The organism is Paracoccus kondratievae (assembly GCF_009301415.1).
In the GTDB taxonomy this organism is placed as follows: Bacteria; Pseudomonadota; Alphaproteobacteria; order Rhodobacterales; family Rhodobacteraceae; genus Paracoccus; species Paracoccus kondratievae.
Window position 1 is genome coordinate 1456171 of sequence record NZ_CP045073.1, and the last position, 24366, is coordinate 1480536.

Genomic DNA, 24366 nt, shown 5'->3' on the forward strand with positions numbered 1-24366 from the left:
GCTTTTGGACTGTGGTTACATCGCCGGGCCTGCAAGCTCCAGCGCGCGCCGCAGCAGGTTTGCCCCGGTCAGCACCAGAAGGATCAGCGTCCAGCGGCGGAACTGATTCACGTCCAGCCGGTCATGTGCCAGATAGCCCAGCCACATGCCAATCAGCGCCGGGATGACCAGAATGGCGGAAAAGGGCAGGGTCTGCGCATTCAAAAGCCCAGATTGCAGATGCGCGCCCGTCAACGCGATCGCACCGATAAAGAACACCACCCCCTGCGCGCGCATCTGTTCGTCCTTGGGGATATGCAGCGACAAAAGCAGGACCAGCAAAGGCGGTCCCCAGATGCCCGAAATCCCGCCGATAAGGCCGCCGATTGCGCCGGTCACGATCTCCATCACGCGGCGATGATGCACCGGCAGGGCAAGGCTGCGGCCCATGATCTGCCACAGGGCAAAGGCGGTGATCGGCAGACCGATAAGCGCATACATCAGCCATTGCGGGATGCGGGTGGCGAAAAACGCACTGATGGGAATGAACAGCACCACCATGCCGACATGCCAGCGCCAGGCCACAGTTGTCTGCCATGCCGGTCCCCAGCCCTGGCGCAGCGCCTGGCGTATATTGGTGATCAGCACCGGCAGGATCACCGCCGCCACCGCCTGCTGGGCCGGTAAAAATGAGCCGAGCGCCGCCAGCATGATCATCGGCATGGCAAAGCCGATCGCCCCTTTGACAAAGCCGGAAAACAGCGTGATCGCCACAGCGATCCAGAAATGAAAGGCGTTAAGCCCGAACATTGCATCCGCCATGTCAGGATGCACCCGGCAGGCCCGGGCGGGACAAGAAAGCGGGCGGGGAAAGCAAAGGTTCGTGCATCGCCCGATCCATATCCCGCGCTGAAATCCGCTGCAAACGGTAAAGGCAGCTGACATGGGCGCCGTTCGGCAGGGACAAGCCGCATTGCGCCTGCGCCGTTTCCCGGCTTCTATGGCGCCAATGGCAGACAGCGGGGAAACATGCGGCAGGACGGGGCGGCCGAACGGCGGCTGATTGACAATATTCTTGAGGGGATGGCCCTGCGCTCGGCGGGGTTCATCGTCACCGTCTATGGCGATGTGGTGGTGCCGCGCGGTGGTGTGCTGTGGACCGGCACGCTGATCGAGGTTTGCGACCGGGTCGGCATCAGCGAATCATTGGTGCGCACCGCTGTTTCACGTCTGGTCGCCGCCCATCGGTTGCGAGGCGAGCGGATGGGACGGCGCAGCTATTACCGGCTGGATGCCTCGGCACAGCGCGAATTCGATCAGGCTGCCGGGCTGCTTTATCGGCCCGAGGTGCCGCCGCAGGGCTGGCAGATCCTCTATGCCCCCGATCTGGGCGAGGATGAGGCCCGCCGTCAGCGCATGGGTCATATGGGCGGGGCGGTGTTTGTCCGTCCCGACCGCGGCCAGCCGGTACCCGAGGGCGCGCTGCTGTTTCGCGCCGCCGATCCGTCAGAGCTTGAGGGGCTGGGCCGCTTTTGGGACCTCTCGTCGCTGCATCAGCGTTATCGGGACCTGCTTGCCCGTTTCGCGCCCTTGGCCAAGGCTGCCGCAACGCTTTCGGATGAGATGGCCCTGATCGCGCGACTGCTGTTGGTCCATGACTATCGCGGCGTGTTGTTGCGCGATCCGCGCTTACCGCAAGCCGCCTTGCCCCCCGACTGGAAGGGACAAGAGGCGCGGGCGCTGTTTCGCAGCCTTTATCGTCAACTTACCCCGGCGGCCGAGCGCTGGATCGGCACCCATTTTGAGGGCAGCGAGGGCTTTCTGTCCGCTCAGACCACTGAAACCGAGGCGCGTCTTAACGACCTGTCAGGTGTAAGTGTATGATCCGGAATGATCTTTTTTCCTGCCCGGAAACATTACACGATTCTCCAATAAACCTCTTTCTTTGTGATGTTTTGGGGTGTATAAACTGACCAATCGGTCGGCGAATTGGAGAATCGCCGGTCTTTCGTGAAAATGGGAGAGAGCATGCAGGACGCCTTCATCTGTGATGCGGTGCGCACGCCGATTGGCCGCTATGGCGGGGCGCTGGCCTCGGTTCGGGCTGATGATCTGGCCGCGCTGCCGCTGAAAGCGCTGATGGAGCGCAATCCGGGCGTGGACTGGTCGGCGGTTGATGACCTGATCTTTGGCTGTGCCAACCAGGCGGGTGAAGATAACCGCAACGTCGCGCGTATGGCGGTCCTGCTGTCGGGGATGCCCATCGGCGTACCGGCGACCACGGTAAACCGGCTTTGCGGCTCGGGGATGGATGCGGTCGGGATGGCCGCGCGGGCGATCAAGGCGGGCGATTGCGATTTCGTCATCGCTGGCGGCGTCGAAAGCATGACCCGCGCCCCCTTTGTGATGCCCAAGGCGGAAACCGCTTTTTCGCGCAGCAATGCGGTCTATGACACGACCATCGGCTGGCGCTTTGTGAACCCCAGGATGAAGGCGCAGTTTGGCACCGACTCGATGCCGCAGACTGCCGATAATGTCGCGGCCGATTTCGGCATCAGCCGCGAGGATCAGGACGCCTTTGCCGCGCGCAGCCAGGCCCGTTGGGAGGCCGCGCAAAAGGCAGGCGCCTTCCGCGATGAGATTATTCCCGTCACTATCCCGCAGAAAAAGGGTGAGCCGGTCGTCTTTGACACTGACGAACATCCGCGCCCCGGCACCACGGCCGAGACGCTGGCCAGGCTTAAAGGCGTCAACGGACCTGATCTGACAGTGACGGCCGGCAATGCCTCGGGCGTGAATGACGGCGCTGCGGCGCTGGCGATCCTGTCGGGTGCTGCGGCAGAGCGGCATGGGCTGACGCCCAGGGCGCGCATCGTCACCATGGCGGCTGCAGGTGTTGAGCCGCGCATCATGGGTATCGGACCAGCTCCGGCTGCGAAAAAGGTGCTGGCGCGCGCGGGACTGACCATCGACCAGATGGATGTGATAGAATTGAACGAGGCCTTCGCCAGTCAGGCGCTGGCAACGCTGCGGGATCTTGGTCTGCCCGATGACGCTGCCCATGTGAACCCGAATGGCGGTGCCATCGCGATAGGCCATCCGCTTGGCATGTCGGGGGCCCGGCTTGTGACGACGGCGATGTATCATCTGCATCGCACGGGCGGGCGCTATGCGCTTTGCACCATGTGCATTGGTGTCGGACAGGGCATCGCCGTCATTATCGAACGCGTGTGACCAAGGGGGAGAAACCAGCATGTATGCCCAGCTTGTCAAATCCGAAGGGATGAAAGCCCGCGAGGAGATGTCCCCCGAGGAGATCGCCTTTCAGGAACGCATTGACCGCGGCGAAAAGATCGAGCCCAAGGAGTGGATGCCCGAGGGTTATCGCAAGACCCTGATCCGCCAGATCGGCCAGCACGCGCATAGTGAGATCGTCGGCCAGCTGCCCGAAGGGAACTGGATCACCCGCGCGCCCACGCTGGAACGCAAGGCGATCCTGCTGGCCAAGGTGCAGGACGAGGCCGGGCACGGGCTTTATCTTTATTCGGCGGCCGAGACGCTGGGCGTGTCGCGTGACGAGCTGATGGAGCTTTTGCACGCCGGTAAGATGAAATACTCCTCGATCTTTAACTATCCGACCCTGACCTGGGCCGATATTGGCGCGGTGGGCTGGCTGGTTGATGGCGCGGCGATCATGAACCAGGTGCCGCTGCAACGCACCTCTTTTGGTCCTTATTCCCGTGCGATGATCCGTATCTGCAAAGAGGAATCCTTTCACCAGCGTCAGGGCTACGCCATCATGATGAAGATGGCGCAGGGTACGCCCGAACAAAAGCGGATGGCGCAGGATGCGCTGAACCGCTTCTGGTATCCGGCGCTGATGATGTTTGGTCCCTCGGACAAGGACTCGGTGCATTCGGCCCAGTCCATGGCGTGGAAGATCAAGATCAACACCAATGACGAACTGCGGCAGAAATTCGTCGATCAGACCGTGCCGCAGGCGGAATATCTGGGCCTGACCGTCCCCGACCCCGATCTGAAGTGGAACGAGGACAAGGGCGGCTATGACTTCAGCGAGCCGGACTGGTCCGAGTTTTTTGAGGTCATCGCCGGCAACGGCCCCTGCAACAAGGACCGGCTGGGCGCCCGGGTCAGGGCCTGGGAGGATGGCGCATGGTTCCGCGAGGGGCTGATGGCCCATGCCGAGAAACAGGCCGCGCGCCGCGCGCCCGTCGCCGCCGAGTAACCGGCCCTTTGGCCAGCAATGCGCGCAAGCCAGATTTAGGGAGAGAACAATGTCCAAGGAATGGCCGCTCTGGGAGGTCTTCATCCGGGGCCAGCACGGGCTGAACCACCGCCACGTCGGCAGTCTGCATGCGCCTGACGCCGAAATGGCGATCATGAACGCCCGCGACGTCTATACCCGCCGCAACGAGGGGGTTTCGATCTGGGTGGTGCGTTCGTCCGAGATCACCGCCTCCAGCCCCTCGGACAAGGGGCCGCTGTTCGAGCCCTCGAACAGCAAGGTCTATCGCCACCCGACCTTTTTCGACATCCCCGAAGAAGTGGGGCATATGTGATGCCGTCGCTGCCCGATATGACCACGCCCAATGTGGCGGATCTGGCGCGAGAGGCGGCGCAGACTGCCTCGGCCCATCCTGCGGTACCCCAGCCCGACGCCGGGCAGGAGGCCTTTTCCGAGATGCTGCTACGCCTTGGCGACAGCACGCTGATCCTTGGCCACCGCATCTCGGAATGGTGCGGCCACTCTCCGGCGCTGGAAGAGGATATCGCGCTGGCGAACGTGGCGCTGGACCTGATCGGCCAGACCCAGCTGTGGCTGAGCCTTGCCGGCGAGGTCGAGGGCAAGGGCCGCTCGGCTGACGATCTGGCCTATCTGCGGGACGCCTGGGATTTTCGTAACCTGCTGATCTGCGAGCGTCCGAACGGCGATTTCGGCCATACGCTGATGCGTCAGTTCCTGTTCGACGCCTGGCATCATGAACTGCTCAAGGCACTTGCGGCATCGTCCGATCCGCGTGTCGCCGAAATCGCGGCCAAGGCGGGCAAGGAGGTGGCCTATCACCTCGAACGCTCTTCCGATCTGGTCGTGCGGCTTGGCGATGGGACCGAGGAAAGCCACCGCCGCATGCAAGAGGCGCTTGATGATCTGTGGTCTTATGCGGGCGAGATGTTCATCGGTGATGCCAAGGATGCCGAAGTGGCGGCGCGTGGCATTGCGCCCGATCCCTCCAGCCTGCGTGCGGCATGGGATCAGACGCTACAGCACGTGCTGACCGAGGCGACCTTGCAGATCCCCGAAGGCAGTTTCGCGCATAAAGGTGGCAAACAGGGCATCCACACCGAGCATCTGGGCTATATCCTGTCCGAGATGCAGTTCCTGCAGCGCGCCTATCCCGGTGCAAGCTGGTAAGCCCATGGCCGCGCAGACCCAACCCGGCGTCGAAGAGGTCTGGGGCTGGCTCTCGGAGGTGCCCGACCCGGAAATCCCGGTGATCAGCCTGACTGATCTGGGCATTATCCGCGGCGTGGAATGGCAGGGCGATACGCTGGTCGTCCGGGTCACGCCGACCTATTCCGGCTGCCCCGCGACCAGTGTCATCAACCTGGATATCGAAACCGCGCTGCGCCGCCACGGCATCGAAAAGCTGCGGCTGGAACGCCAGCTTACCCCGCCCTGGACCACCGACTGGATCAGCCCCGAGGGCCGGGAAAAGCTGCGCGCCTATGGCATTGCACCGCCCGTGGACGGGACGGCGGCGGATGGGGTACTGGCCGGGCGTATCGCCCGGATGACCGGCACGAACCTCAAGATCGCCTGCCCGCGCTGCGGCTCGACCCATACTGAAGGGATCAGCCAGTTCGGCTCGACCCCCTGCAAGGCGAGCTATCGCTGCAAGGACTGTCTGGAACCCTTTGACTATTTCAAATGCATCTGAGAATGCGCCCCGCTTCAGGAAGGATACCCCCATGGCACGCTTCCATCCGCTGAAGGTCACCGACGTGCGCCGCGAAACGCGCGACGCGGTGGTCGTCACCCTGGCGCCACGTGATGAGGATCGTGCGCTGTTCGGTTTTGTTCAGGGCCAATACCTGACCTTTCGCCGCGATTTTGATGGCGAAGAGCTGCGCCGCAGTTATTCGATCTGTGCCGGCGTTGACGACGGCTGCCTGAAGGTCGGGATCAAGCGCGTCGAAGGCGGCGCCTTCAGCACCTGGGCGAATGAGAATCTGGTCCCCGGCGTCGAAATCGAGGCGATGCCGCCGATGGGCAAGTTCAATACCGAACTGAACCCCGTGGCCGAGCGCAGCTACCTCGCCGTCGCTGCGGGTTCGGGCATCACGCCGATCCTGTCGATCATCAAGACGGTGCTGGCGCGCGAACCGAAATCGCAGTTCACGCTGATCTATGCCAACCGTCAGGCCAGCTCGATCATGTTCCGCGAGGAGCTGGAGGATCTCAAGAACCTCTATCTGGGCCGGTTGTCGGTGCTGCATGTGCTTAAGGCCGAATCGCAAGAGATCGAGCTGTTCTCGGGTCGTATTGATGCCGAAAAGATGGCGGCGCTGTTCAGGCACTGGATCGACCCCAAGGCGCTGGACACCGCGTTCATCTGCGGGCCAGAGGGGATGATGCTGACCGTTGCCGCCTCGCTGCGCGACCATGGTCTGCGGGACGATCAGATCAGGTTCGAGCTTTTTGCCAGCAGCCAGCCGGGCCGGGCCAAGGCGCGGGTGGTGTCGCGCGGGGCCTCGGGTGCCGATGGCAACGGTGTCGCGGGGACGGTGACGCTCGACGGGGTGACGCGCAGTTTCCAGATCGCGCGCGAGGGCGAGACGATCCTGGACGCCGCGCTCGCCAATGACATGGACGCGCCCTATTCCTGCAAGGCCGGCGTCTGTTCGACCTGCCGCTGCAAAGTGCTTGAGGGCGAGGTCGAGATGATGGTGAACCACGCGCTTGAGGATTACGAGGTCCGCGCCGGCTATGTCCTTAGCTGTCAGGCCCACCCGATCAGCGACCGCGTCGTCGTCAGCTACGACGAATGATCCGCAGGGCAGGGAGGAAACAATGTCCGACACCATGAATATCGAGGACTACCTTGCCCAGGGCGGCATCATGACCGCACCGGGCAACGTCCCGCCCCGTTATCGCGGCGAGCTTTTGCGGCTGATGTCGTCTTTTGTGGACAGCGAACTGGCTGCCTCTGCCGGGTTTGCCAATGCGATCAACTTTGCCCCCGGCATCAAAGAGCGCATCGCCGCCAGCCGCATCACCCTTGAAAAAGCCGATCATGCCGAACGGGTTCTGCGGGTGATGGGCGATTTTGGTACCGATATGGCTCGCTATCAGGCCAGCCATGACTGGTCCGCCCGGGTCCCGCGCGAGGCCGATCTGGGCGCGGCCCGCCGCCCGGGCGATATGCGGCTGTCAGTCTTTCACTATCCGATCACTGGCTGGACCGATGCGGTGGTGATGAATGTGCTGCAGGGTCTGGCGACCGGCGTGCAGATGACCGAACTGACCCGGGTCTCATATGGTCCGCTGGCCGAGGTCTTTCGCGGAATCGCCCCGCGTGAGGCGCGTCATGCCGAACTGGGGCTGGAGGGTCTGGCCCAGATTGCCGCGACCGAAGAGGGGCGCGCCGAAGCGCGTGCCGCCGTCGCCTATTGGCGGCCCCGGGTGGCTGCAGGATTCGGCCTGACGCAATCGGACCGCTATGACACTTTGGCGCGCTTTGGCCTGCGCCACAGTCCCAACGCGGCGCTGCTGTCGCGGTGGGAGGCGCTGGCCTCTGAACATCTGGCCGCTTTCGGCCTGTAACCGGCCTGGGCCGCCTGTCCGCCACAAGGTGACTGCGCGGCCCTGGCCCTTTGACGAATGACTTAAGGAAACGCCATGACCAACTCGCGCCGTCTTGAAAGCTATGTCTGCGGACGCTGGACCCCGGGCAGCGGCCAGGGCCAGACCCTGCGCGATGCCGCAACCGGCGAGCCCGTTGCCGTGATCGACTCTGCCGGCCTGGATTTCGCCGCCGTACTTGCCCATGGGCGCGAGGCGGCGGGGCCAAAGCTGCGCGCCATGACCTTTCATGAGCGCGCCTCCATGCTCAAGGCGCTTGGTCTGGCGCTGATGGCGCAGAAAGAGGAATTCTACGCCGAAAGCCTGCACACCGGCGCGACCCGAGCCGATGGTTGGGTCGATATCGAGGGCGGGATCGGCACCATGCTGACCTATGCCTCGAAAGGGCGGCGGGAATTGCCGAACGCCCGGGTTCTGACTGATGGCGAGGTCGAGCCGCTGTCGCGCGACACAAGCTTCAGCGCCCAGCATATCCTGACGCCTCTGCAGGGGGTGGCGGTTCATATCAACGCCTTCAACTTTCCGATCTGGGGGATGCTGGAAAAGATTGCGCCGACGCTGCTGGCGGGGATGCCCTGCGTGGTCAAACCTGCCTCGCAGACCGCCTATCTGACCGAGTTGATGGTGCGCCGCATTGTCGGGACCGGCATCCTGCCCGAAGGGGCGCTGCAACTTATCTGCGGCTCGGTCGGGGATCTTTTGGATCATGTCACCGAACAGGATGCGGTGACCTTTACCGGCTCGGCGGCGACGGGGCGCAAGCTCAGGACCCATCCGGCGGTCATCGCCAACTCTGTCCGCTTTACCATGGAGGCGGACAGTCTGAACGCCGCGATCCTTGGCCCTGATGCAGTGGCTGGTACGCCCGAGTTCGATCTGTTCGTGCGCGAGGTTGCGCGTGAGATGACGGTGAAGGCCGGGCAGAAATGCACCGCCATCCGCCGGGTCATCGTGCCGCGCGGTCAGATCGACGCGCTTGTCGCCGCCCTGGGCGAGCGGCTGGCGGGTACCGCCGTCGGCCTGCCGGGCGATGAGGGTACGCGTATGGGGGCGCTTGCAAGCCTTGATCAGCGCGACGAGGTCCGCGCCCGCATCCGCGACCTGCAAGCGGCGGCCGAGATCGTCGCGGGCGATCCTGACGATGTACGCCTGACCTCGGGGGACGCGGGGCAGGGGGCCTTTATGAACCCGGTTCTGCTTCATGCCGCGAAACCCTTTGAGGCCGCAGCGGTGCATGAGGTCGAGGCTTTCGGCCCGGTTTCGACCGTCATGCCCTATGATGATCTGGACGAGGCGGTGGTGCTGGCACAGATGGGCCGCGGCTCGCTGGTGTCCTCGGTCTTTACCGATGATCCGAAAGTCGCCGAAGAGGTCGTTCTGGGCGTCGCTCCCTTCCATGGCCGGGTGCTGATCGGCAACCGCGCTTCGGCCAAAAGCTCGACCGGGCATGGCTCTCCGCTGGCGCCGCTGGTGCATGGCGGCCCGGGCCGCGCTGGCGGCGGTGAAGAGATGGGCGGCATTCGCGGCGTCAAGCATTACATGCAGCGCACCGCCGTTCAGGGCACGCCACGGCTTTTGTCCGCAGTGACCGGGCGCTGGATCGAAGGGGCCGAGGCGCAACAGGGCGTCCATCCTTTCCGCAAATCGCTGGCCGAGCTGCAAATCGGTGACCAGCTGGTCACGGCGACCCGCACCATCACCCGCGAGGATGTCGAGCACTTCGCCCATTTCACCGGCGACACGTTCTATGCCCATATGGACGAGGCCTCGGCCAAGGCGAACCCGTTCTTTGACGACCGGGTGGCGCATGGCTATCTGATCGCCAGCTTTGCCGCCGGTCTTTTTGTCGAGCCGAACCCCGGCCCGGTGCTGGCCAATTACGGCGTCGACAACCTGCGCTTTCTGACCCCGGTTTACTTTGGCGACACGTTGCAGGTGCGGTTGACCTGCAAAGAGATCAATCCGCGCGAAAACGCCGGTCATGGCGAGGTGCGTTGGGATTGCCGCGTGACCAATCAAAAGGACGAGGTCGTGGCGCAATATGACGTGCTGACCATGGTGGCCAAGGAATGGCCGCTGCCAGAAGCCGCGGAATAACAGAACTGAACCGGGCGATGCTTTGGGGTCGCCCGGCACTTACCGATATCAGAGCTTCAGCGCCCAGAATTCGCGCGTGAATGTCTGACCACAGGCTATCACGCCGGGGGTGGCTTCGGTCAGTTCGAACCCCAGCCGCGCATAGAGGCGCCGCGCCTCTTGCAGGCAGTCATAGGTTTCCAGCCGCACTTCGGTCATGTCGTGATTTCGCGCATGGGTAAGGGCGGTTGCGACCATCCTGCGGGCAAGGCCATGGCCGCGGAATGCGGGCAGAACCAGCACGAAGTTGAGGAAGGCAGAGCGTTCGGGGCGTTCGGAAATCGCAATCGAGGCAGCACGTTGCCCGTCTGTCCCGGCAATCCAGATGCGGCTGAAATCGGTGCTGTTTTTGATAAAAGCTGCGACTTTTTCCGCGGTGCTGTCGCGAAAGCTGGGGCCAAAGCCGAATTCCTTGGCATAGATCGTCTCGTGCTGCCTGATCAGCCAGTCCAGATCGCTGTTGTCGGCAAGGCTGATAGAGGCGGTCGATGCAGGCATGGCCTGGGCTTTGGGACGGCGGGAAGACCTGGCGACCCTAGCGCCAATCCGGTCAAATGGATACCCGATCCGTTGTCACTTCACCGCCTTGATGCCTTCAAGGATCAGGGTGGTGGCGACGTCGGCATAATCCTCGCGCGTGATGCGGCCACCGTCGCGGAACCACATATAGACCCAGTTCATCATGCCAAACAGCGACATGGTCACCGGGGTCAGCAACGGGCGCTCGGGGTTGTCGAGGCTAGGGTTGATTTCGCGCAGGACCATGGCAAAGCGGCGCACGATACGGCGTTCAACCGCGAGGATTTCGGCCTTTTGCTCATCCGGCAGGGCTGAGGTCGCGTTCAGCTGGACCTTGTGCTGGTTATCCGCGCCGCGATAGCGGTCAAGGACAGTGCCGACCAGCTGGCGCAGACGCTGCCGTGGCGGCAGATCGGCGTCGTCGGCGTCCTGGATTGCGGCATCCAGCTCTTCGAGGTGGGTGATGATGATGGCGAAGATCAGCGCGTCCTTGCTGGGGTAGTAATGGTAAAGCAGGGCCTTGGAGACCTGGCTATGCGCCGCGATCTGCGCCATCGACGCTTTTTCCATTCCCAGATCGGCAAAGACCTCGGCGGCCTTGTCCAAAAGAACGCGCTGCTTTTCCTCGAAATCGGCTGCCCGTGTCCGCGCCATGCCATCCTCTTGTCATTCATCCGCCCGCTTTCTGGGGCGGGAAAACCGGGGAGCCTTAGCCCCCCGACGCCTTAGCGCCTTTGTTACCGCATGTCATGTCGATGACGCGGTGCGGCATCATGTCCTGGGGCGGTTGTCAACCACCCGCTTGGCCTTGCCTTCCGAACGGGCAACGCTGCCCGGATCGCAAACCTCGATCCTGGTCGAGACGCCGACCACGCTTTTGATGTGGTGGGCAAGCTCTTTGGCCGACTGGGTGCGGGCCGCATCGTCGGTGCGGCCGGGGGCGCATTCAACATGGACGATCATGCTGTCCATCCGGCCCGAACGGCTGAGCTCGATCTGGAAATGCGGGGCAAGGCCGGTGCATTTCAGGATCTGTTCCTCGATCTGGGTCGGAAAAACGTTAACGCCGCGCAGGATGATCATGTCGTCACTGCGCCCTGTGATCTTTTCGATCCGGCGCATACTGCGCGCCGTGCCGGGCAGCAGGCGGGTCAGGTCGCGGGTGCGATAGCGCACCATCGGCAAACCTTCCTTGGTCAGCGTGGTGATGACCAGTTCACCCATCTCACCATCGGGCAGGACCTCGCCGGTCGTGGGGTCGATGATCTCGGGGTAGAAATGGTCTTCCCAGAAATGCAGCCCGTCCTTGGTCTCGACGCACTCCATGGCGACGCCCGGGCCCATGACTTCGGAAAGGCCGTAGATATCGACGGCATGCATGTCGAAGGCTTCTTCGATCTCTTGCCGCATGGAGTTGGTCCAGGGTTCGGCGCCGAAGATCCCGATCTCAAGCGAGGATTCGCGCGGATCAAGGCCCTGCCGGCGGAATTCATCAAGGATCGACAGCATGTAGCTGGGGGTCACCATGATGATGCGCGGACGGAAGTCGTTGATCAGCGTCACCTGCCGCTCGGTCATGCCGCCCGAGATCGGGACGACGGTGCAGCCCAGCCGCTCGGCCCCGTAATGCGCACCAAGGCCACCGGTGAACAGCCCGTAGCCATAGGCGTTGTGCAGGATATCGCCCCGCCGCCCGCCAGCTGCGCGGATCGAGCGCGCGATCAGATTCGCCCAATGGTCGATATCGGCCTGGGTATAGCCCACCACGGTCGGCTTGCCCGTAGTCCCGGACGAGCCGTGGATACGCACCAGCCTGGACTGCGGAACCGCGAACATTCCAAAGGGATAGGTGTCACGCAGGTCCTGTTTGGTGGTAAAGGGGAACCTGGCGATATCCGCGAGCGATTTCAGATCCTCGGGATGCGCGTCATGTTCGATGAACCGCTTGCGATAGAAAGGCGAGTTTTCGAAAGCGTGTTTCAATGACCGCTTCATGCGGTGGAACTGCAGGGCTTCGATCTCATCGCGCGAGGCGGTTTCGATCGGGTCCAGTTCCTTTTTTTCTGGCGCCAGTGGTTGCATTGTTCCTCCCCTCGGGAATTAGGTTGCGGTCAGGGCTCGACCGGCAGGTGGGTGCCCTTGACGGTGCGGGAATGGCCGCGGAACTCGGCCACATGCACACCGTCCTGATTGGTGATGCGGATATCGTAGATGCCTGAGCGGCCGCGGCGTGAAACCTCGCGCGCCACCGCAGTCAGCCGGTCGCCGATGCGTCCCGGTTCGAGATAGGTGATCGAACAGTGCTGGGCGACGACAAGCTGGTTGTAGCTGTTGCAGGCAAAGGCAAAGGCGCTGTCGGCCAGCGTGAACATATAGCCGCCGTGGCAATTGCCGTGGCCGTTCGACATGGCTTCGGTGATGGTCATCGAAAGCGTCGCTTCGCCCGGCGCGATATGGTCAAGGCTCATGCCCAGCCGCTGGCTGGCAGAATCGTCATTCCACATCGCACGGGCCGAGGCCTCGGCGATTTCTTGCGGGGTCATCTGCGAGACGGGTTTGGCGGCGTCGGTCATTGGCCCCTGAACTCCGGTTTGCGCTTTTCAAGAAAGGCGGTGACGCCTTCGGCATAGTCAGTGCTGCGGCCGGCCTCTCGCTGGCAGTCGCGCTCTTGATCAAGCTGCTGATCGAGGCTGTTTACTGCCGCCGCCTGAATCAGCCGTTTGGTCAGGCCCAACCCCAGCGTCGGCCCGGCAGCCAGCGATCTGGCCAGCGCCAGCGCTTCGTCCATCAGCGCCTCATCCTCGACCGCTTTCCAGATCAGCCCCCATTCGGCAGCCTTTTCGGCACCCAGAGGTTCGGCCGTCAGGGCCAGCGCCTTGGCGCGCGGTTCACCCAGGATACGGGCCAGCGACCATGAGCCGCCTGCATCGGGCACCAGACCGATCCTGGCAAAAGCCTGGATAAAGCGGGCCGATTTCCCCGCCAGAACGATGTCACAGGCGATGGCGATATTCGCCCCGGCCCCCGCGGCAACGCCGTTTACCGCGCAGACTACCGGCTTTTCCAGGGACCGGATCAGCCGCAGCGTCGGGTTGTAAAAGGTTTCAAGCGTGTGGCCCAGATCGGGGGCGGGGCCGCCATTGCGCGGGTCGCGGTCGCCAAGATCCTGCCCGGCGCAAAAGCCACGCCCCGCACCCGTCAACAGGACGGCGCGGACACCCGCGTCATCATGGGCTCGCTGGAACCCGGCACGCAGGGCCAGGTGCATTTCTTCGTTAAAGGCATTCAGCTTGTCGGGACGATTGAGTGTCAGCGTCAGCACGCCGTCGGCCAAGGCCGCCAGGACGGTTTCCGTCATGTGATAAACTCCCTTGCCCCGGTCCCGGGGTTCCCTGAAAATTTTTGTTGCATAAACCGACCGGCCGGTCAATGATAATCTCACCAGGTGAGGGGGAACCACCGTGACAGAGCTTTTCGACCGTCATCGGCCGCTGTTGGATGCTGCGTTGCAGGCGCTGCGTGATCGCGGATTCTGGAGCCCGTTTCCCGAAATTCCAAGCGGCAAGTTCTATGGCGAAACCGCCCGGCAAGAGGGCGAGGCCGCCTTTCAGGCCCTGCGCGGGCAAGCCTTTGATCTGCCGGGTCATCCGAATCAGGCGCTGCGCGGAGCAGAGATATCGCCCCATGGTGGTGCGCTGGGGATTCGCTATCCCTCGGCTGATGCAGCAGAGTTGATTGCCGCCGCCGGGCGCGCGCAAGGGGCGCTTGCCGAGGCTGGACCCGAAGCCCGGGTCGGTGTTTGCCTTGAGGCGCTGGTGCGGCTTAACCGCATGAGCTTTCTCATGGGCCATGCGACCATGCACACCACGGGACAGGCATTCGCCATGGCCTTTCAGGCGGGCGGCCCCCATGCGCAGGATCGCGGGCTTGAGGCTGTCGCCATGGCCTGGGATGAGATGACCCGTTTCGCCCCACAGGCACGTTGGGAAAAGCCGCAGGGCAAAGCCGCGCCGATCGTGCTGGAAAAATACTGGTCGATCGTGCCGGCGGGGCTGTCTTTGGCGATCGGTTGCAACACCTTCCCGACTTGGAACAGCTATGCTGGCATCTTTGCCAGCCTTGCGACCGGCAACCCGGTCATCGTCAAGCCGCATCCGGGGGCGATCCTGCCCCTTGCTCTGACAGTGCGCGTTCTGCGTGACGTTCTGGCCGAGGCCGGACTGCCCGCTGATTCGGTCCTGCTGGCCGTGGATGAGGCAGGGGCCGAGATCACGCGTGATCTTGCCATGAATCCGGCGGTGCGGCTGATCGACTATACCGGCTCGAACGCTTTCGGGGGGTGGTTGCGCGCCCATGCGACGCAAGCCCGGATCTTTACCGAAGAGGCAGGGGTCAACACCGTTACCATTGCCGGAACCGATGATTTCGTCGGGCTTTGCGCCAATCTGGCTTTCTCGCTGGCGCTTTATTCGGGGCAGATGTGCACCGCGCCGCAAAACATCTATGTGCCCGAAGGGGGCATAGACACCGATCAGGGTCACAAGAGCTTTGATGAGGTCGGCCGGGCACTGGCTGCGGCAATCGACGACCTGCTGTCCGATCCTGCCCGAGGAGCCGGGATCTGCGGCGCCATTGCCAACCCTGCGACGCTGGAGCGGGTCGAGCAGGTGCGGGGGCTGGGCCGGGTGCTGCGTGCCTCGGCTCCGCTGGGGCAGGGGCGGACTGCGACCCCGCTGCTATTGGCGCTGCGTGACGGTGATCCGATTTGCGAACAGGAATGCTTTGGCCCCATCGCCTTTGTCATCGCGGTCAGGGATGCCGATACGGCGCTGGAGCGGGCGACCGATCTGGCGCGGTGCAAAGGCGCGATCACCGCGGCGCTATATGATCGGGACGAGGCGCGCATCGAACGTGCCGCCAGGGCCTTTGCTGCGGCGGGCGTCAATCTGTCGGTTAACCTGACCGGCAATATCTACGTCAATCAATCGGCCGCCTTCAGTGATTTTCACGTCACCGGGGCCAACCCGGCGGGGAACGCCAGCCTGACTGACACTGCCTTTGTCGCCAGCCGGTTCCGTCGCGCCATGTGGCGGCGGCCCGTGGCGGCCTGAACTGCTGACAAGCTGAACCACCAACAGGTTTCTGGGAGGAGACATCATATGAAAAAGACCCTGACGACGACCGTTCCGGCCGCGCTGATCGCGCTTGGCCTCGCCTCGGTGGCCAGTGCCGAAATCAAGATCGGGGCTTCGGTCTCGGCGACCGGTCCCGCCGCGTTCCTTGGTGACCCCGAGGCCAAGACCCTGCAAATGCTGGTCGAAGAGCTGAATGCCAAAGGCGGCATCAACGGTGAAGAGATCGAGCTGGTGCTTTATGATGACGGCGGCGATGCCAACAAGGCGCGCACCTTTGCGACCCGGCTGATCGAGGATGACGAGGTGCAGGCCATCATCGGCGGCACAACGACCGGCACTTCCATGTCGATCCTGTCGGTGGCGGAGGATGCCGAGATTCCCTTTATCTCGCTGGCCGGGGCTATCGACATCATCCAGCCGGTCAAGCCCTGGACCTTCAAGACCCCGCATACCGACCGCATGGCCTGTCAGAAGATTTTTGAGGACATGCAGAAAAACGGCTTCAGCAAGATCGGCATGATCTCGGGAACGGACGGGTTCGGAGCCTCGATGCAGGCGCAATGCAAGGACGTGGCAGGCGAATTTGGCATCGAAATCACCGCGGACGAAACCTACGATCCCAAGGACGCCGATATGACGGCGCAGCTGACCAAGATCCGCAACACCGAAGGCGTGCAGGCGGTGCTGAACCCGGGCTTTGGTCAGGGTCCCTCGATTGTGACACGCAACTATCGCCAGCTTGGTATTGAGCTGCCCCTTTACCAGTCGCACGGTGTTGCCTCGGACGGGTTCATCGAACTGGCCGGCAAGGAGGCCGCCGAGGGTGTGCGCCTGCCCGGTACGGCGCTGCTGGTCGCCGGCCTGTTGGCCGATGACGATCCGCAAAAACCGGCCGTGACTGCTTACAAAGCGGCCTATGAAGGCAAGTTCAAAGAGCCGGTCGGCACTTTCGGCGGCTATGCCCATGACGGGTTTGCACTGCTTGTTGATGCGGTGACGCGCGCTGGTTCGTCCGAGCCTGCGGCGATCCGTGACGCGCTTGAGGCGACCCAGGGTCTGGCCGGAACCACGGGCATCTATACCATGTCGGCCGAAGATCACCTTGGCCTCGACCTGTCGGCCTTCCGTATGCTTGAGGTCAAGGACGGCAGCTGGTCCATGGTCGAATGATCCCGCGCGGTCCCTGCCTATGCGGGGACCGTTTCCGCCCGCTCGGGAGAGCCAGCGAGAGAGCCACGGCATGTCTGAATTTCTGCAATTCCTGTTTTCAGGGCTGACGGTGGGCGCGGTCTACGCGCTGGTCGCCCTTGGCTTTACGATCATCTATAACGCATCGGATGTGGTGAATTTCGCGCAAGGCGAATTCGTCATGCTGGGCGGTATGATTACATGGTTTTCCCATGCCGCCGGGCTGCCCCTGCCGCTGGCGGCGCTGGTTGCCATCATTGCCACCGCCGCGCTGGGGGTCGCGATCAACAAGCTGGCGATCGGGCCGGCCCGGGGTGCCCCGGTCGTTTCGCTGATCATCATCACCATCGGCGCCTCGGTCTTTCTGCAAGGCGCGGCGCAGCTTGTCTTTGACAAGCAGATTCACAGTTTTCCGGCCTTTTCGGGGGATACGCCGCTGCGCTTTGGCGGCGCGACGATCCAGCCGCAAAGCCTGTGGGTGATCGGGGGCGCGCTGGTTGTATTCGTCGGCTTGTGGCTGTTCTTTACCCGCACCTTGCTGGGGCGCGCGGTGCTGGCGACCTCGAACAACCGGCTGGCGGCGCAACTGGTCGGGATCAACACCAACTTTGTCATGACCCTGTCCTTTGCCCTGTCGGCGGGGATCGGGGCGCTGGCCGGTGTCCTTGCGACGCCGATCACGCTGACCGCCTATAACGTCGGTATCGGCTTTGCGCTCAAGGGTTTTGCCGGGGCGATGCTGGGCGGGATGGGCAACCCCAAGGGCGCGCTGGCGGGCGGGTTCCTGATCGGTCTGATCGAGGCGCTGACGGCGGGCTATCTGTCCTCGACCTACAAAGAGGCGGCGGCCTTTGTCGTCATCCTGCTGGTCCTGTTCTTTATGCCGCAGGGCCTGTTCGGCCGCAGATCTACGGAGCGGGTGTGATGCCAAAGCTGACCGTGAAATCCGCCACGCTGCTGGTGCTTGCCGTATTGATCGCGGTGACGCCCTTTTTCTTTCCCTCGGGCTATTACTACCGGGTCGGGGCGCTGATCTTTGTCAACGGGCTTGCGGTGACGGGTATCGTGATCCTGACCGGCTATGCCGGACAGATCAGCCTGGGCCATGCCGGGTTTGCCGGTATCGGCGGCTATGCCTGTGCCCTTGCGCCCGAATATCTGGGCCTGCACCCCGCGCTTGCCATGGTGCTGGGGGCCGCGGTCTCGGCTGTGCTGGCCTATCTGGTCGGTCGTCCGATTCTGCGGCTCAAGGGGTATTACCTTGCCGTTGCCACCCTGGGCTTTGGCATCCTTGTGTCCATGGTCCTGAACAATGAACGCGACCTGACCGGCGGCCCCGATGGCATCGCCGTCCCCGAGCTGGGGCTAAGGGGCGTGCTCAAGGACTGGGGGCTGAACCTTTCGAACGGGCAGTTCTGGTATTTCTTCTGCGGTATAGTACTGCTTCTTGGCGCATGGATCGCGCTGAACCTTTATCAAAGTCCGACCGGGCGTGCGCTGCGTGCGCTTCATGGCTCCGAGGTTGCATCGGGCACCGTCGGTATCGATGTCGCGCGGGTCAAGTTGCAGGCCTTTGTCATTTCGGCGGTCTATGCCTCGGTCGCGGGTTCACTGGTCGCTTTGCAAAACAAGTTCATCACCCCGGATGTCGCGGGCTTCATGCATTCGATCGAGATGGTGACCATGGCTGTCCTGGGCGGCGCGGGTTCAGTTCTTGGCGCGGTCTTTGGCGCGGGAATCCTGACGCTTTTGCCGCAGGCGCTGACGGTGCTGGCCGAATATGAACAGCTTGTTCTGGGCCTTGTGATGATGCTGGTGATGATCTTTCTGCGCGAAGGGCTTTTGCCCTCGATCCTGCGCAGACTGAGGGGGAGGGGCGAATGACGCTGCTGTCAGTCGAAGGGCTCGGCATCGCTTTTGGCGGCATCAAGGCCGTCCATGATGTCAGCTTTCGGGTCGAGCCGGGGGAGATCGTCTCGGTCATCGGGCCGAATGGCGCGGGTAAGACCACGCTGTTCAACATGATTTCGGGCGTCTATCGGCCCGGCGCTGGCCGCGTGTTGCTTGAGGGCGAGGATGTGACCGGCATGGCGCCGTTTCGCCTTGCCCAGCGGGGCATGTCACGCACCTTTCAGAACCTTCAGATCTTTCAGAACATGACGGTGCTGGAAAACGCCATTGCGGGTTTTCATCTGCAAGAGCGCGGAACGGTGCTGGCCGATCTGTTCAACCTGCCGTCATCGCGCCGTCGGGCCCGGCAGGCCGAGGCAGGCGCGCGCGAGCTGCTGGCTCGTGTCGGGCTGGAACGTGCGGCGGACCGCGAGGCGGCAAGCCTTTCTTACGGTTCGCTCAAGCGGCTTGAGATCGCGCGGGCGTTGGCAATGCGGCCACGGGTTCTGCTGCTTGATGAGCCGGCGGCGGGCTGCAACGCGGTCGAGACCGAAGAGATCGACCATCTGATCGCCGAGGTCGCGGCCTCGGGCGTCGCCATCCTGCTGGTCGAACATGACATGAAGATGGTCATGCGCATCTCGAACCACATCGTCGTGCTGGACCATGGCGAAAAGATCGCCGAGGGCGCGCCCGCCGAGGTCAGCCGCAACCCGGCGGTGATCGCCGCCTATCTGGGAACCGAGGAGGCTGCCGATGCTGACGGTTGAGGGTTTGCGTTCGCGCTATGGCCGCATCGAGGTCCTGCACGGCATCGACCTGCATGTCGATTCGGGCGAGATCGTCACCGTGGTTGGTGCCAATGGTGCTGGCAAAACCACGCTTTTGCGCTGCCTGTCCGGTGTACAGCCGGTCTCGGCCGGTACGATCACCTTTCGGGGAGAGCCGCTGACCACAGTGCCGGCCTTTCGCCGATTGGCGCGCGGACTGGCCCAGTCGCCCGAGGGGCGGCAGATATTTACCAATCTGACGGTTGAGGAAAACCTGCGCCTTGGTGCGTTCCTTTACAACGATGAACGGGTTGAACGGGATATGGAGGATGCCTTCCAGATGTTCCCGATCCTTAAGGAAAAGCGCAACCTTGCTGCCGGGGGGCTGTCGGGCGGTCAGCAGCAGATGCTGGCAATGGCGCGGGCGCTGATGGGTCGACCCTCTTGCCTGCTGCTGGACGAGCCGTCGATGGGGCTTGCGCCGATCATCGTGCAGCAGATCTTTGACGTGGTGCGCGGGCTGAAATCTTTGGGCGTGACCGTGCTGCTTGTCGAACAGAACGCCTTTGGTGCGCTTAGGATTGCGGACCGGGGTTATGTGATGGAAACCGGGCGCGTCACCATGCAGGGACCGGCCGGAGAGCTGATTGCCGATCCGCGCATCCGTGAAGCCTATCTGGGGATTTGAAGTCATGACCGTAACCATCGCCCGCCAGGGTGAAATCGCCGTCGTCACCGTGGATAACCCGCCCGTCAATGCGTTGAGCCAGGCTTTGCGCCAGGGATTATGGGACGCGGTCGGCACGCTTGACGCTGATCCGGAGGTGCGGGCGGTGGTGCTGATCTGTGCGGGTCGCACCTTTATCGCCGGCGCGGATGTGACCGAATTCGGCAAACCACCGCAGCCGCCGCATCTGCCCGACCTGGTGGACCGGATCGAGGGAGCCGCCAAGCCTTGGGTTGCGGCGATCCACGGCTCGGCCCTTGGCGGCGGGTTCGAGGTGGCGATGGGCTGCCGTTTCCGGGTCGCGCTGCCTGACGCCTCGGTCGGTCTGCCTGAGGTGACGCTGGGCATCGTGCCCGGGGCCTCGGGCACGGTTCGCACACCGCGCCTTGCCGGGGCCGAGCTTGCCGTCGAACTGGTCACTTCGGGCCGCCCGATGCGCGCGCAAAAGGCGGCCGTTTCCGGTTTGATTGATGCGGTGGTCACAGGCGATCTGCTTGACGGCGCTGTTGGCTTTGCGCGCGAGGCCCTGACGCGCCCCCTGCCTGCACCGGTCTCGGCCCGTCCGGTTGCCGCGGCTGATGCGGCATTCTGGGCGGAAAAGGAAAAATCGGTCACCAAGGCGGCCAAGGGTGCCGCCGCGCCGCTGCGGGCGCTTGACTGTCTGCGCAAAGCTGTCGAAGCTCCGTTTCCCGAGGCCATGGCGTATGAACGCGCGACTTTTCTAGAGCTGCGCGGTTCAGATCAGGCGGCCGCCCTGCGCCATGTCTTTTTCGCCGAACGTACTGCCCCACGTCCGGCCGCTCTGCGTGCGGTTGATCCCTTGCCCCTGCGCCGCGCTGCGGTGATCGGCGGTGGTACCATGGGCGCGGGCATTGCCGCCGCCCTGCGCGAGGCCGGATTGCCGGTCGTTCTGGTCGAGCGTGACGATGATGCGGTGGCCCGCGGCATCGCCAATCTTCGCGGTATCTTTGACGGTGCGGTACGGCGCGGCAAGCTTGGCACCGCGCAGGCCGAAGAGCTTGTGTCTGGCGTTACCGCCACCACCGATTATGCTGCATTGGCCGATGTCGATCTGGTGATCGAGGCGGTGTTCGAGGAAATCGGCGTCAAGCAGGCTGTCTTTGAACAGCTGGGCCGGGTCTGCCGGGCGGATGCGGTTCTGGCAACGAATACCTCTTACCTTGACCCGCGCAAGATTGCCGCGGGGGTGCCGGGACCCGAACGTTTCATCGGGCTGCATTTCTTCAGCCCCGCCAATGTGATGAAACTGCTTGAGATCGTGCCCGTGCCCGAAACCTCTGAGCAGGTGCTTGCCACCGGCTTTGCCCTTGCCCGGCTGTTGAAAAAGATCCCCGTCCGGGCCGGGATCTGCGAAGGTTTCATCGGTAACCGCATCCTTAAACGCTATCGCGCGGCGGCCGAGGCGCTGGTGCGTCAAGGCGTCGCCATTGCCGAGATTGACGTCGCCATGCGCGCATATGGTTTCGCCATGGGACCATTCGAGGCGCAGGATCTGGGCGGGCTCGACATCGCCTATCTGCAGCGCGAGGGTGCCCGCGCGGCGGGACAGGATGTGCCCGAGACGCTGGGCGATATTCTGGTGCGCGCCGGGCGCAAAGGGCAAAAGACCGGTGGTGGTTGGTACGATTACGTACCGGGCGATCGCAAGCCGCAGCCCTCGTCAACGGTGACCGGGCTGCTGGCCGGTCAGATCGCCCCCGTCGCAACGATGGAACGTGATGCGATTGCCGCGCATCTGGTTGCCGAAATGGCGGCCGAGGGGCAGGCGATCCTGACGGAAGGGATTGCGCAATTGCCGGCGGATATAGATCTGGTCGAAATCCATGGTTACGGGTTTCCGCGTTGGCGTGGCGGGCCGATGTTCGCAACCGGCATTCGCGGCTGAACAGCGCATTCCCGTCCTTTTGGGGGCAGGGGCCGGCTGACCGGCCCCTTTTTTGCGGTCTAAAGCTGACCCAGATTCCAAAACAGCGTCTCGCCCGAGCTGTCATCGGTGCCGTCGTTATCCGTCACCACCCAGGCGTTGCCCTTGGCGTCGAAGGCCAGACCTTCGACTTTGTCCAGCACATAGCCATTGGTCAGGGCCAACATCTCGGGGATAAGGTCGCGGACCTCTTCCTTGGCGACCGTGGGCAGTGTCCCTTCCAGGGCTGCGGGGTGCAGATCGGCCAGCGCGACACGGAAGATCTTTTTCACCACCGCCTTGTCGCCGATCAGGTTGTCACGTTCGATGACATAGGCGTGCTCGTCCCGAACCGCGATTTCGGACAGGCCCATCCAGCCCTGACCTTTGGGCTCAAGCGGGTAGTGCACCGCACCCCATTCCCTGGTCTCAAGGTCATAGGCCAGCAGCTTGACCTTGCCCTCCGGGTCGTCGCCCCATTCGCGCTGCATGGCCAGCCACAGCGTATTGCCGACCTTTGCAATACCTTCGGCGCCAAAGCGGGTCTGATGGGGCAGCAGCTCTTCGGGCAGGGCGATTTCCTCGGTGATCTCGCCCTTTGCATTCACATGCAGGATGGCATGGGGGACCAGTTTTTTCGCATCCCCTTCGTTCGCCAGCCAGAAACCGTCCTCACCATCCGAGGTCAGCCCCTCGATATCAAGCTTTTGCGCCGGAGCGCCGCCGCGGGTGATGATCGTCTGGGCGACGATCCGCGCCGGTTTCGCGGTAATGTCGATTTCATAGATCGACGGCATGGCCGCATAGACGCTGTCCGAGGCGGCAAACAACCGGTCCTCGCGGCCCGGGGCCGCAGCAAGTGCCCCAAGCGCCCCCCAGCCGATCAAAGGTTCGGTCCCGGCCGAGGTCAGCACAGGATAGGCCGGCTCATCGGCGCTGCGTTCATAGATCATCACATGCGCACGCGCCGCACCATCTTCGCCCAGATCGGCCTCATTGGCGGTTACAAACAGGTTGCGCGCAGGGATGGCAACGGCCCCTTCGGGCGAGATGCCCGAGGGTAAAAGCTGGGTCAGCTTGGGTGCGGCGGGGTCGGTCAGGTCATAGACTGCAACGACCGAGGCGCGTTCGGACAATACGAACAACAAGGGCGTGTCGCCAAAGCGGGCGAACTCGACACTTTCGATTTCGACGCCTTTGGATTTCGAACGTTTCTCGGGGTAGTGGCCGATTTCGGCGATGGCATGTTCCAGCGCAGCGCCGGATTCATAGACCACCGTGCCATCCTTGTTCCAGATGGTGAAGCCGCGCGAGCCGCCTTTCCAGTCGCCCTCATTGGCGGTGACGAAATGATCGGCGTCGATCCATTTCGCTCCGTCGGGTTCACGACGGACCGGTTCGGTCTTTTCGCTAAAGCTCAGCCGCCCGTCCGTCCTGGTATCGACATTCTCAAGCACGACCTCGCCCGCCGAAAAATGCTGCGCAATCGTGTCATCGGCCCCGATGACAGCGATGTGGTTGTTTTCCTGCAACGTTACCACAATTTCGCCCGCTTCGTTGATGTCGACGAACTCGGGCTCGGGGTCCTCGGGGGCGATGTCCGCAAGGCCGGTCAGGTCGATTTTTTGCAGCCTGGCGCAATCGGGGCTGCCGTCCGCCAAGGGTAGTTTCACCAGATAACCGGCAGGCATCTGGGGCAGGCCGCCTTCGCCCAGATCCTCGTCCCGCTCATTTTCGATGGCGACGGCAAGAAAGCTGCCATCCGGCGCGACAGCAACTGAATCGGGCTGGCCGCCCAGATCGCAAGAGGCGATCTCGGTCGCGCTTTTCAGATCGATCACCGCCAGCCGGCCCGAGGGATTGGCGCGGCTTTCCGAGGTGTTCACCCCGACGACCGCACGGCTGCCGATGATATGGGCGGTAGTAGGCTCTCCGTTCAGCGTCACATTGCCCAGGGGTTTGGGTTGGCGTGGGTCGGTAATGTCGATCAGCCCGACCACGCCCAAGGGGCTGTCGGTATAGATCAGCGTCATGCCATCGGCAGAGGCCGAGATGATCTCGGCCGAAGAGGTGCGAGCCTTATCCTCACCCTCGGCCATATTGGCGGTGACGGGGAAAGATGCGACGCGGTTGAAGCTGTCTGACAGGGCAGGGCCTGCAAGAAGGGCGAGTGTCGAGGCAGCAGAAAGCAGACGGGTAGCGGTCATGGCGAT

At 63.2% G+C, this 24366-nt stretch carries 23 protein-coding genes; 16 read left to right on the top strand and 7 right to left on the bottom strand.

Translation table 11 applies throughout. From position 1 onward, the window contains the following. Window positions 1-15 precede the first annotated feature (15 nt). On the bottom strand, window positions 16-789 hold the full coding sequence (locus F8A10_RS18540; protein WP_152368190.1) for a sulfite exporter TauE/SafE family protein: 774 nt from the start codon (window positions 787-789) through the stop codon (window positions 16-18). Window positions 790-1008: 219 nt separating this feature from the next. Between F8A10_RS18540 and F8A10_RS18545 the strand changes: the two genes are divergently transcribed. The 9 genes from F8A10_RS18545 to paaZ all read left to right on the top strand — a co-directional run bounded on the left by F8A10_RS18545 (window position 1009) and on the right by paaZ (window position 9961). Then, window positions 1009-1863: a PaaX family transcriptional regulator C-terminal domain-containing protein gene (locus F8A10_RS18545; RefSeq protein WP_152368112.1), complete on the top strand. Its 855-nt coding sequence runs from the start codon at window positions 1009-1011 to the stop codon at window positions 1861-1863. Between the two features lie 144 nt (window positions 1864-2007). Then, window positions 2008-3213: a 3-oxoadipyl-CoA thiolase gene (gene pcaF, locus F8A10_RS18550; protein WP_152368113.1), complete on the top strand. Its 1206-nt coding sequence runs from the start codon at window positions 2008-2010 to the stop codon at window positions 3211-3213. A gap of 19 nt (window positions 3214-3232) precedes the next feature. Beyond that, on the top strand, window positions 3233-4225 hold the full coding sequence (gene paaA / locus F8A10_RS18555) for a 1,2-phenylacetyl-CoA epoxidase subunit PaaA (RefSeq protein WP_085501459.1): 993 nt from the start codon (window positions 3233-3235) through the stop codon (window positions 4223-4225). Window positions 4226-4274: 49 nt separating this feature from the next. Continuing rightward, window positions 4275-4559, top strand: coding sequence for a 1,2-phenylacetyl-CoA epoxidase subunit PaaB (paaB, locus tag F8A10_RS18560; RefSeq protein ID WP_010393994.1), 285 nt, complete (start codon window positions 4275-4277; stop codon window positions 4557-4559). Next, a complete protein-coding gene (paaC, locus tag F8A10_RS18565) occupies window positions 4559-5413 on the top strand; it encodes a 1,2-phenylacetyl-CoA epoxidase subunit PaaC (RefSeq protein WP_010393992.1) in 855 nt (284 codons plus the stop codon). The genes paaB and paaC overlap by 1 nt, the downstream gene beginning before the upstream one ends. Before the next feature lie 4 nt (window positions 5414-5417). After that, window positions 5418-5939: a 1,2-phenylacetyl-CoA epoxidase subunit PaaD gene (gene paaD / locus F8A10_RS18570; RefSeq protein WP_010393988.1), complete on the top strand. Its 522-nt coding sequence runs from the start codon at window positions 5418-5420 to the stop codon at window positions 5937-5939. 31 nt (window positions 5940-5970) lie between these two features. Further along, window positions 5971-7050: a 1,2-phenylacetyl-CoA epoxidase subunit PaaE gene (gene paaE, locus F8A10_RS18575; protein WP_010393985.1), complete on the top strand. Its 1080-nt coding sequence runs from the start codon at window positions 5971-5973 to the stop codon at window positions 7048-7050. A 22-nt stretch (window positions 7051-7072) separates the two neighbouring features. Further along, complete coding sequence (locus F8A10_RS18580) at window positions 7073-7825, top strand: Phenylacetic acid catabolic protein (RefSeq protein ID WP_152368114.1); 753 nt, start codon at window positions 7073-7075, stop codon at window positions 7823-7825. A 75-nt stretch (window positions 7826-7900) separates the two neighbouring features. After that, window positions 7901-9961 carry a phenylacetic acid degradation bifunctional protein PaaZ gene (paaZ, locus tag F8A10_RS18585; RefSeq protein WP_152368115.1) on the top strand — a complete coding sequence of 687 codons (2061 nt, stop codon included), beginning with the start codon at window positions 7901-7903 and terminating at the stop codon, window positions 9959-9961. Window positions 9962-10009: 48 nt separating this feature from the next. Here the strand turns inward: paaZ and F8A10_RS18590 are convergent, their stop codons facing one another. From F8A10_RS18590 to paaG, 5 genes are all read right to left on the bottom strand, one after another. Further along, window positions 10010-10498 carry a GNAT family N-acetyltransferase gene (locus F8A10_RS18590; RefSeq protein WP_152368116.1) on the bottom strand — a complete coding sequence of 163 codons (489 nt, stop codon included), beginning with the start codon at window positions 10496-10498 and terminating at the stop codon, window positions 10010-10012. A 75-nt stretch (window positions 10499-10573) separates the two neighbouring features. Next, entirely contained in the window at window positions 10574-11173 is a 600-nt protein-coding gene (locus F8A10_RS18595) for a TetR/AcrR family transcriptional regulator (RefSeq protein ID WP_152368117.1), read from the bottom strand. A 117-nt stretch (window positions 11174-11290) separates the two neighbouring features. Next, a complete protein-coding gene (gene paaK, locus F8A10_RS18600) occupies window positions 11291-12601 on the bottom strand; it encodes a phenylacetate--CoA ligase PaaK (protein ID WP_010393972.1) in 1311 nt (436 codons plus the stop codon). Between the two features lie 29 nt (window positions 12602-12630). Then, window positions 12631-13092 (bottom strand): hydroxyphenylacetyl-CoA thioesterase PaaI, encoded by a 462-nt coding sequence (gene paaI / locus F8A10_RS18605; RefSeq protein WP_085501454.1) that lies wholly within the window; start codon window positions 13090-13092, stop codon window positions 12631-12633. Further along, complete coding sequence (gene paaG, locus F8A10_RS18610; protein WP_152368118.1) at window positions 13089-13877, bottom strand: 2-(1,2-epoxy-1,2-dihydrophenyl)acetyl-CoA isomerase PaaG; 789 nt, start codon at window positions 13875-13877, stop codon at window positions 13089-13091. Before paaG ends, paaI begins: the two co-directional genes overlap by 4 nt. 103 nt (window positions 13878-13980) lie before the next feature. Between paaG and paaN the strand changes: the two genes are divergently transcribed. The 7 genes from paaN to F8A10_RS18645 all read left to right on the top strand — a co-directional run bounded on the left by paaN (window position 13981) and on the right by F8A10_RS18645 (window position 22135). Further along, window positions 13981-15630: a phenylacetic acid degradation protein PaaN gene (paaN, locus tag F8A10_RS18615; protein WP_152368119.1), complete on the top strand. Its 1650-nt coding sequence runs from the start codon at window positions 13981-13983 to the stop codon at window positions 15628-15630. A gap of 48 nt (window positions 15631-15678) precedes the next feature. Beyond that, complete coding sequence (locus F8A10_RS18620) at window positions 15679-16824, top strand: ABC transporter substrate-binding protein (protein WP_085501451.1); 1146 nt, start codon at window positions 15679-15681, stop codon at window positions 16822-16824. Between the two features lie 70 nt (window positions 16825-16894). Beyond that, window positions 16895-17767: a branched-chain amino acid ABC transporter permease gene (locus F8A10_RS18625; protein ID WP_152368120.1), complete on the top strand. Its 873-nt coding sequence runs from the start codon at window positions 16895-16897 to the stop codon at window positions 17765-17767. Further along, window positions 17767-18726 (top strand): branched-chain amino acid ABC transporter permease, encoded by a 960-nt coding sequence (locus tag F8A10_RS18630; RefSeq protein ID WP_085501450.1) that lies wholly within the window; start codon window positions 17767-17769, stop codon window positions 18724-18726. Before F8A10_RS18625 ends, F8A10_RS18630 begins: the two co-directional genes overlap by 1 nt. Then, window positions 18723-19502 (top strand): ABC transporter ATP-binding protein, encoded by a 780-nt coding sequence (locus tag F8A10_RS18635; RefSeq protein WP_152368121.1) that lies wholly within the window; start codon window positions 18723-18725, stop codon window positions 19500-19502. The genes F8A10_RS18630 and F8A10_RS18635 overlap by 4 nt, the downstream gene beginning before the upstream one ends. Next, window positions 19489-20190 (top strand): ABC transporter ATP-binding protein, encoded by a 702-nt coding sequence (locus F8A10_RS18640; protein ID WP_010393955.1) that lies wholly within the window; start codon window positions 19489-19491, stop codon window positions 20188-20190. The genes F8A10_RS18635 and F8A10_RS18640 overlap by 14 nt, the downstream gene beginning before the upstream one ends. A gap of 4 nt (window positions 20191-20194) precedes the next feature. Then, a complete protein-coding gene (locus tag F8A10_RS18645) occupies window positions 20195-22135 on the top strand; it encodes a 3-hydroxyacyl-CoA dehydrogenase NAD-binding domain-containing protein (RefSeq protein ID WP_152368122.1) in 1941 nt (646 codons plus the stop codon). Between the two features lie 59 nt (window positions 22136-22194). On the opposite strand, the gene F8A10_RS18650 is transcribed toward F8A10_RS18645, so the two are convergent. Then, window positions 22195-24360 (bottom strand): esterase-like activity of phytase family protein, encoded by a 2166-nt coding sequence (locus F8A10_RS18650; RefSeq protein WP_152368123.1) that lies wholly within the window; start codon window positions 24358-24360, stop codon window positions 22195-22197. Between the last annotated feature and the right edge of the window lie 6 nt (window positions 24361-24366).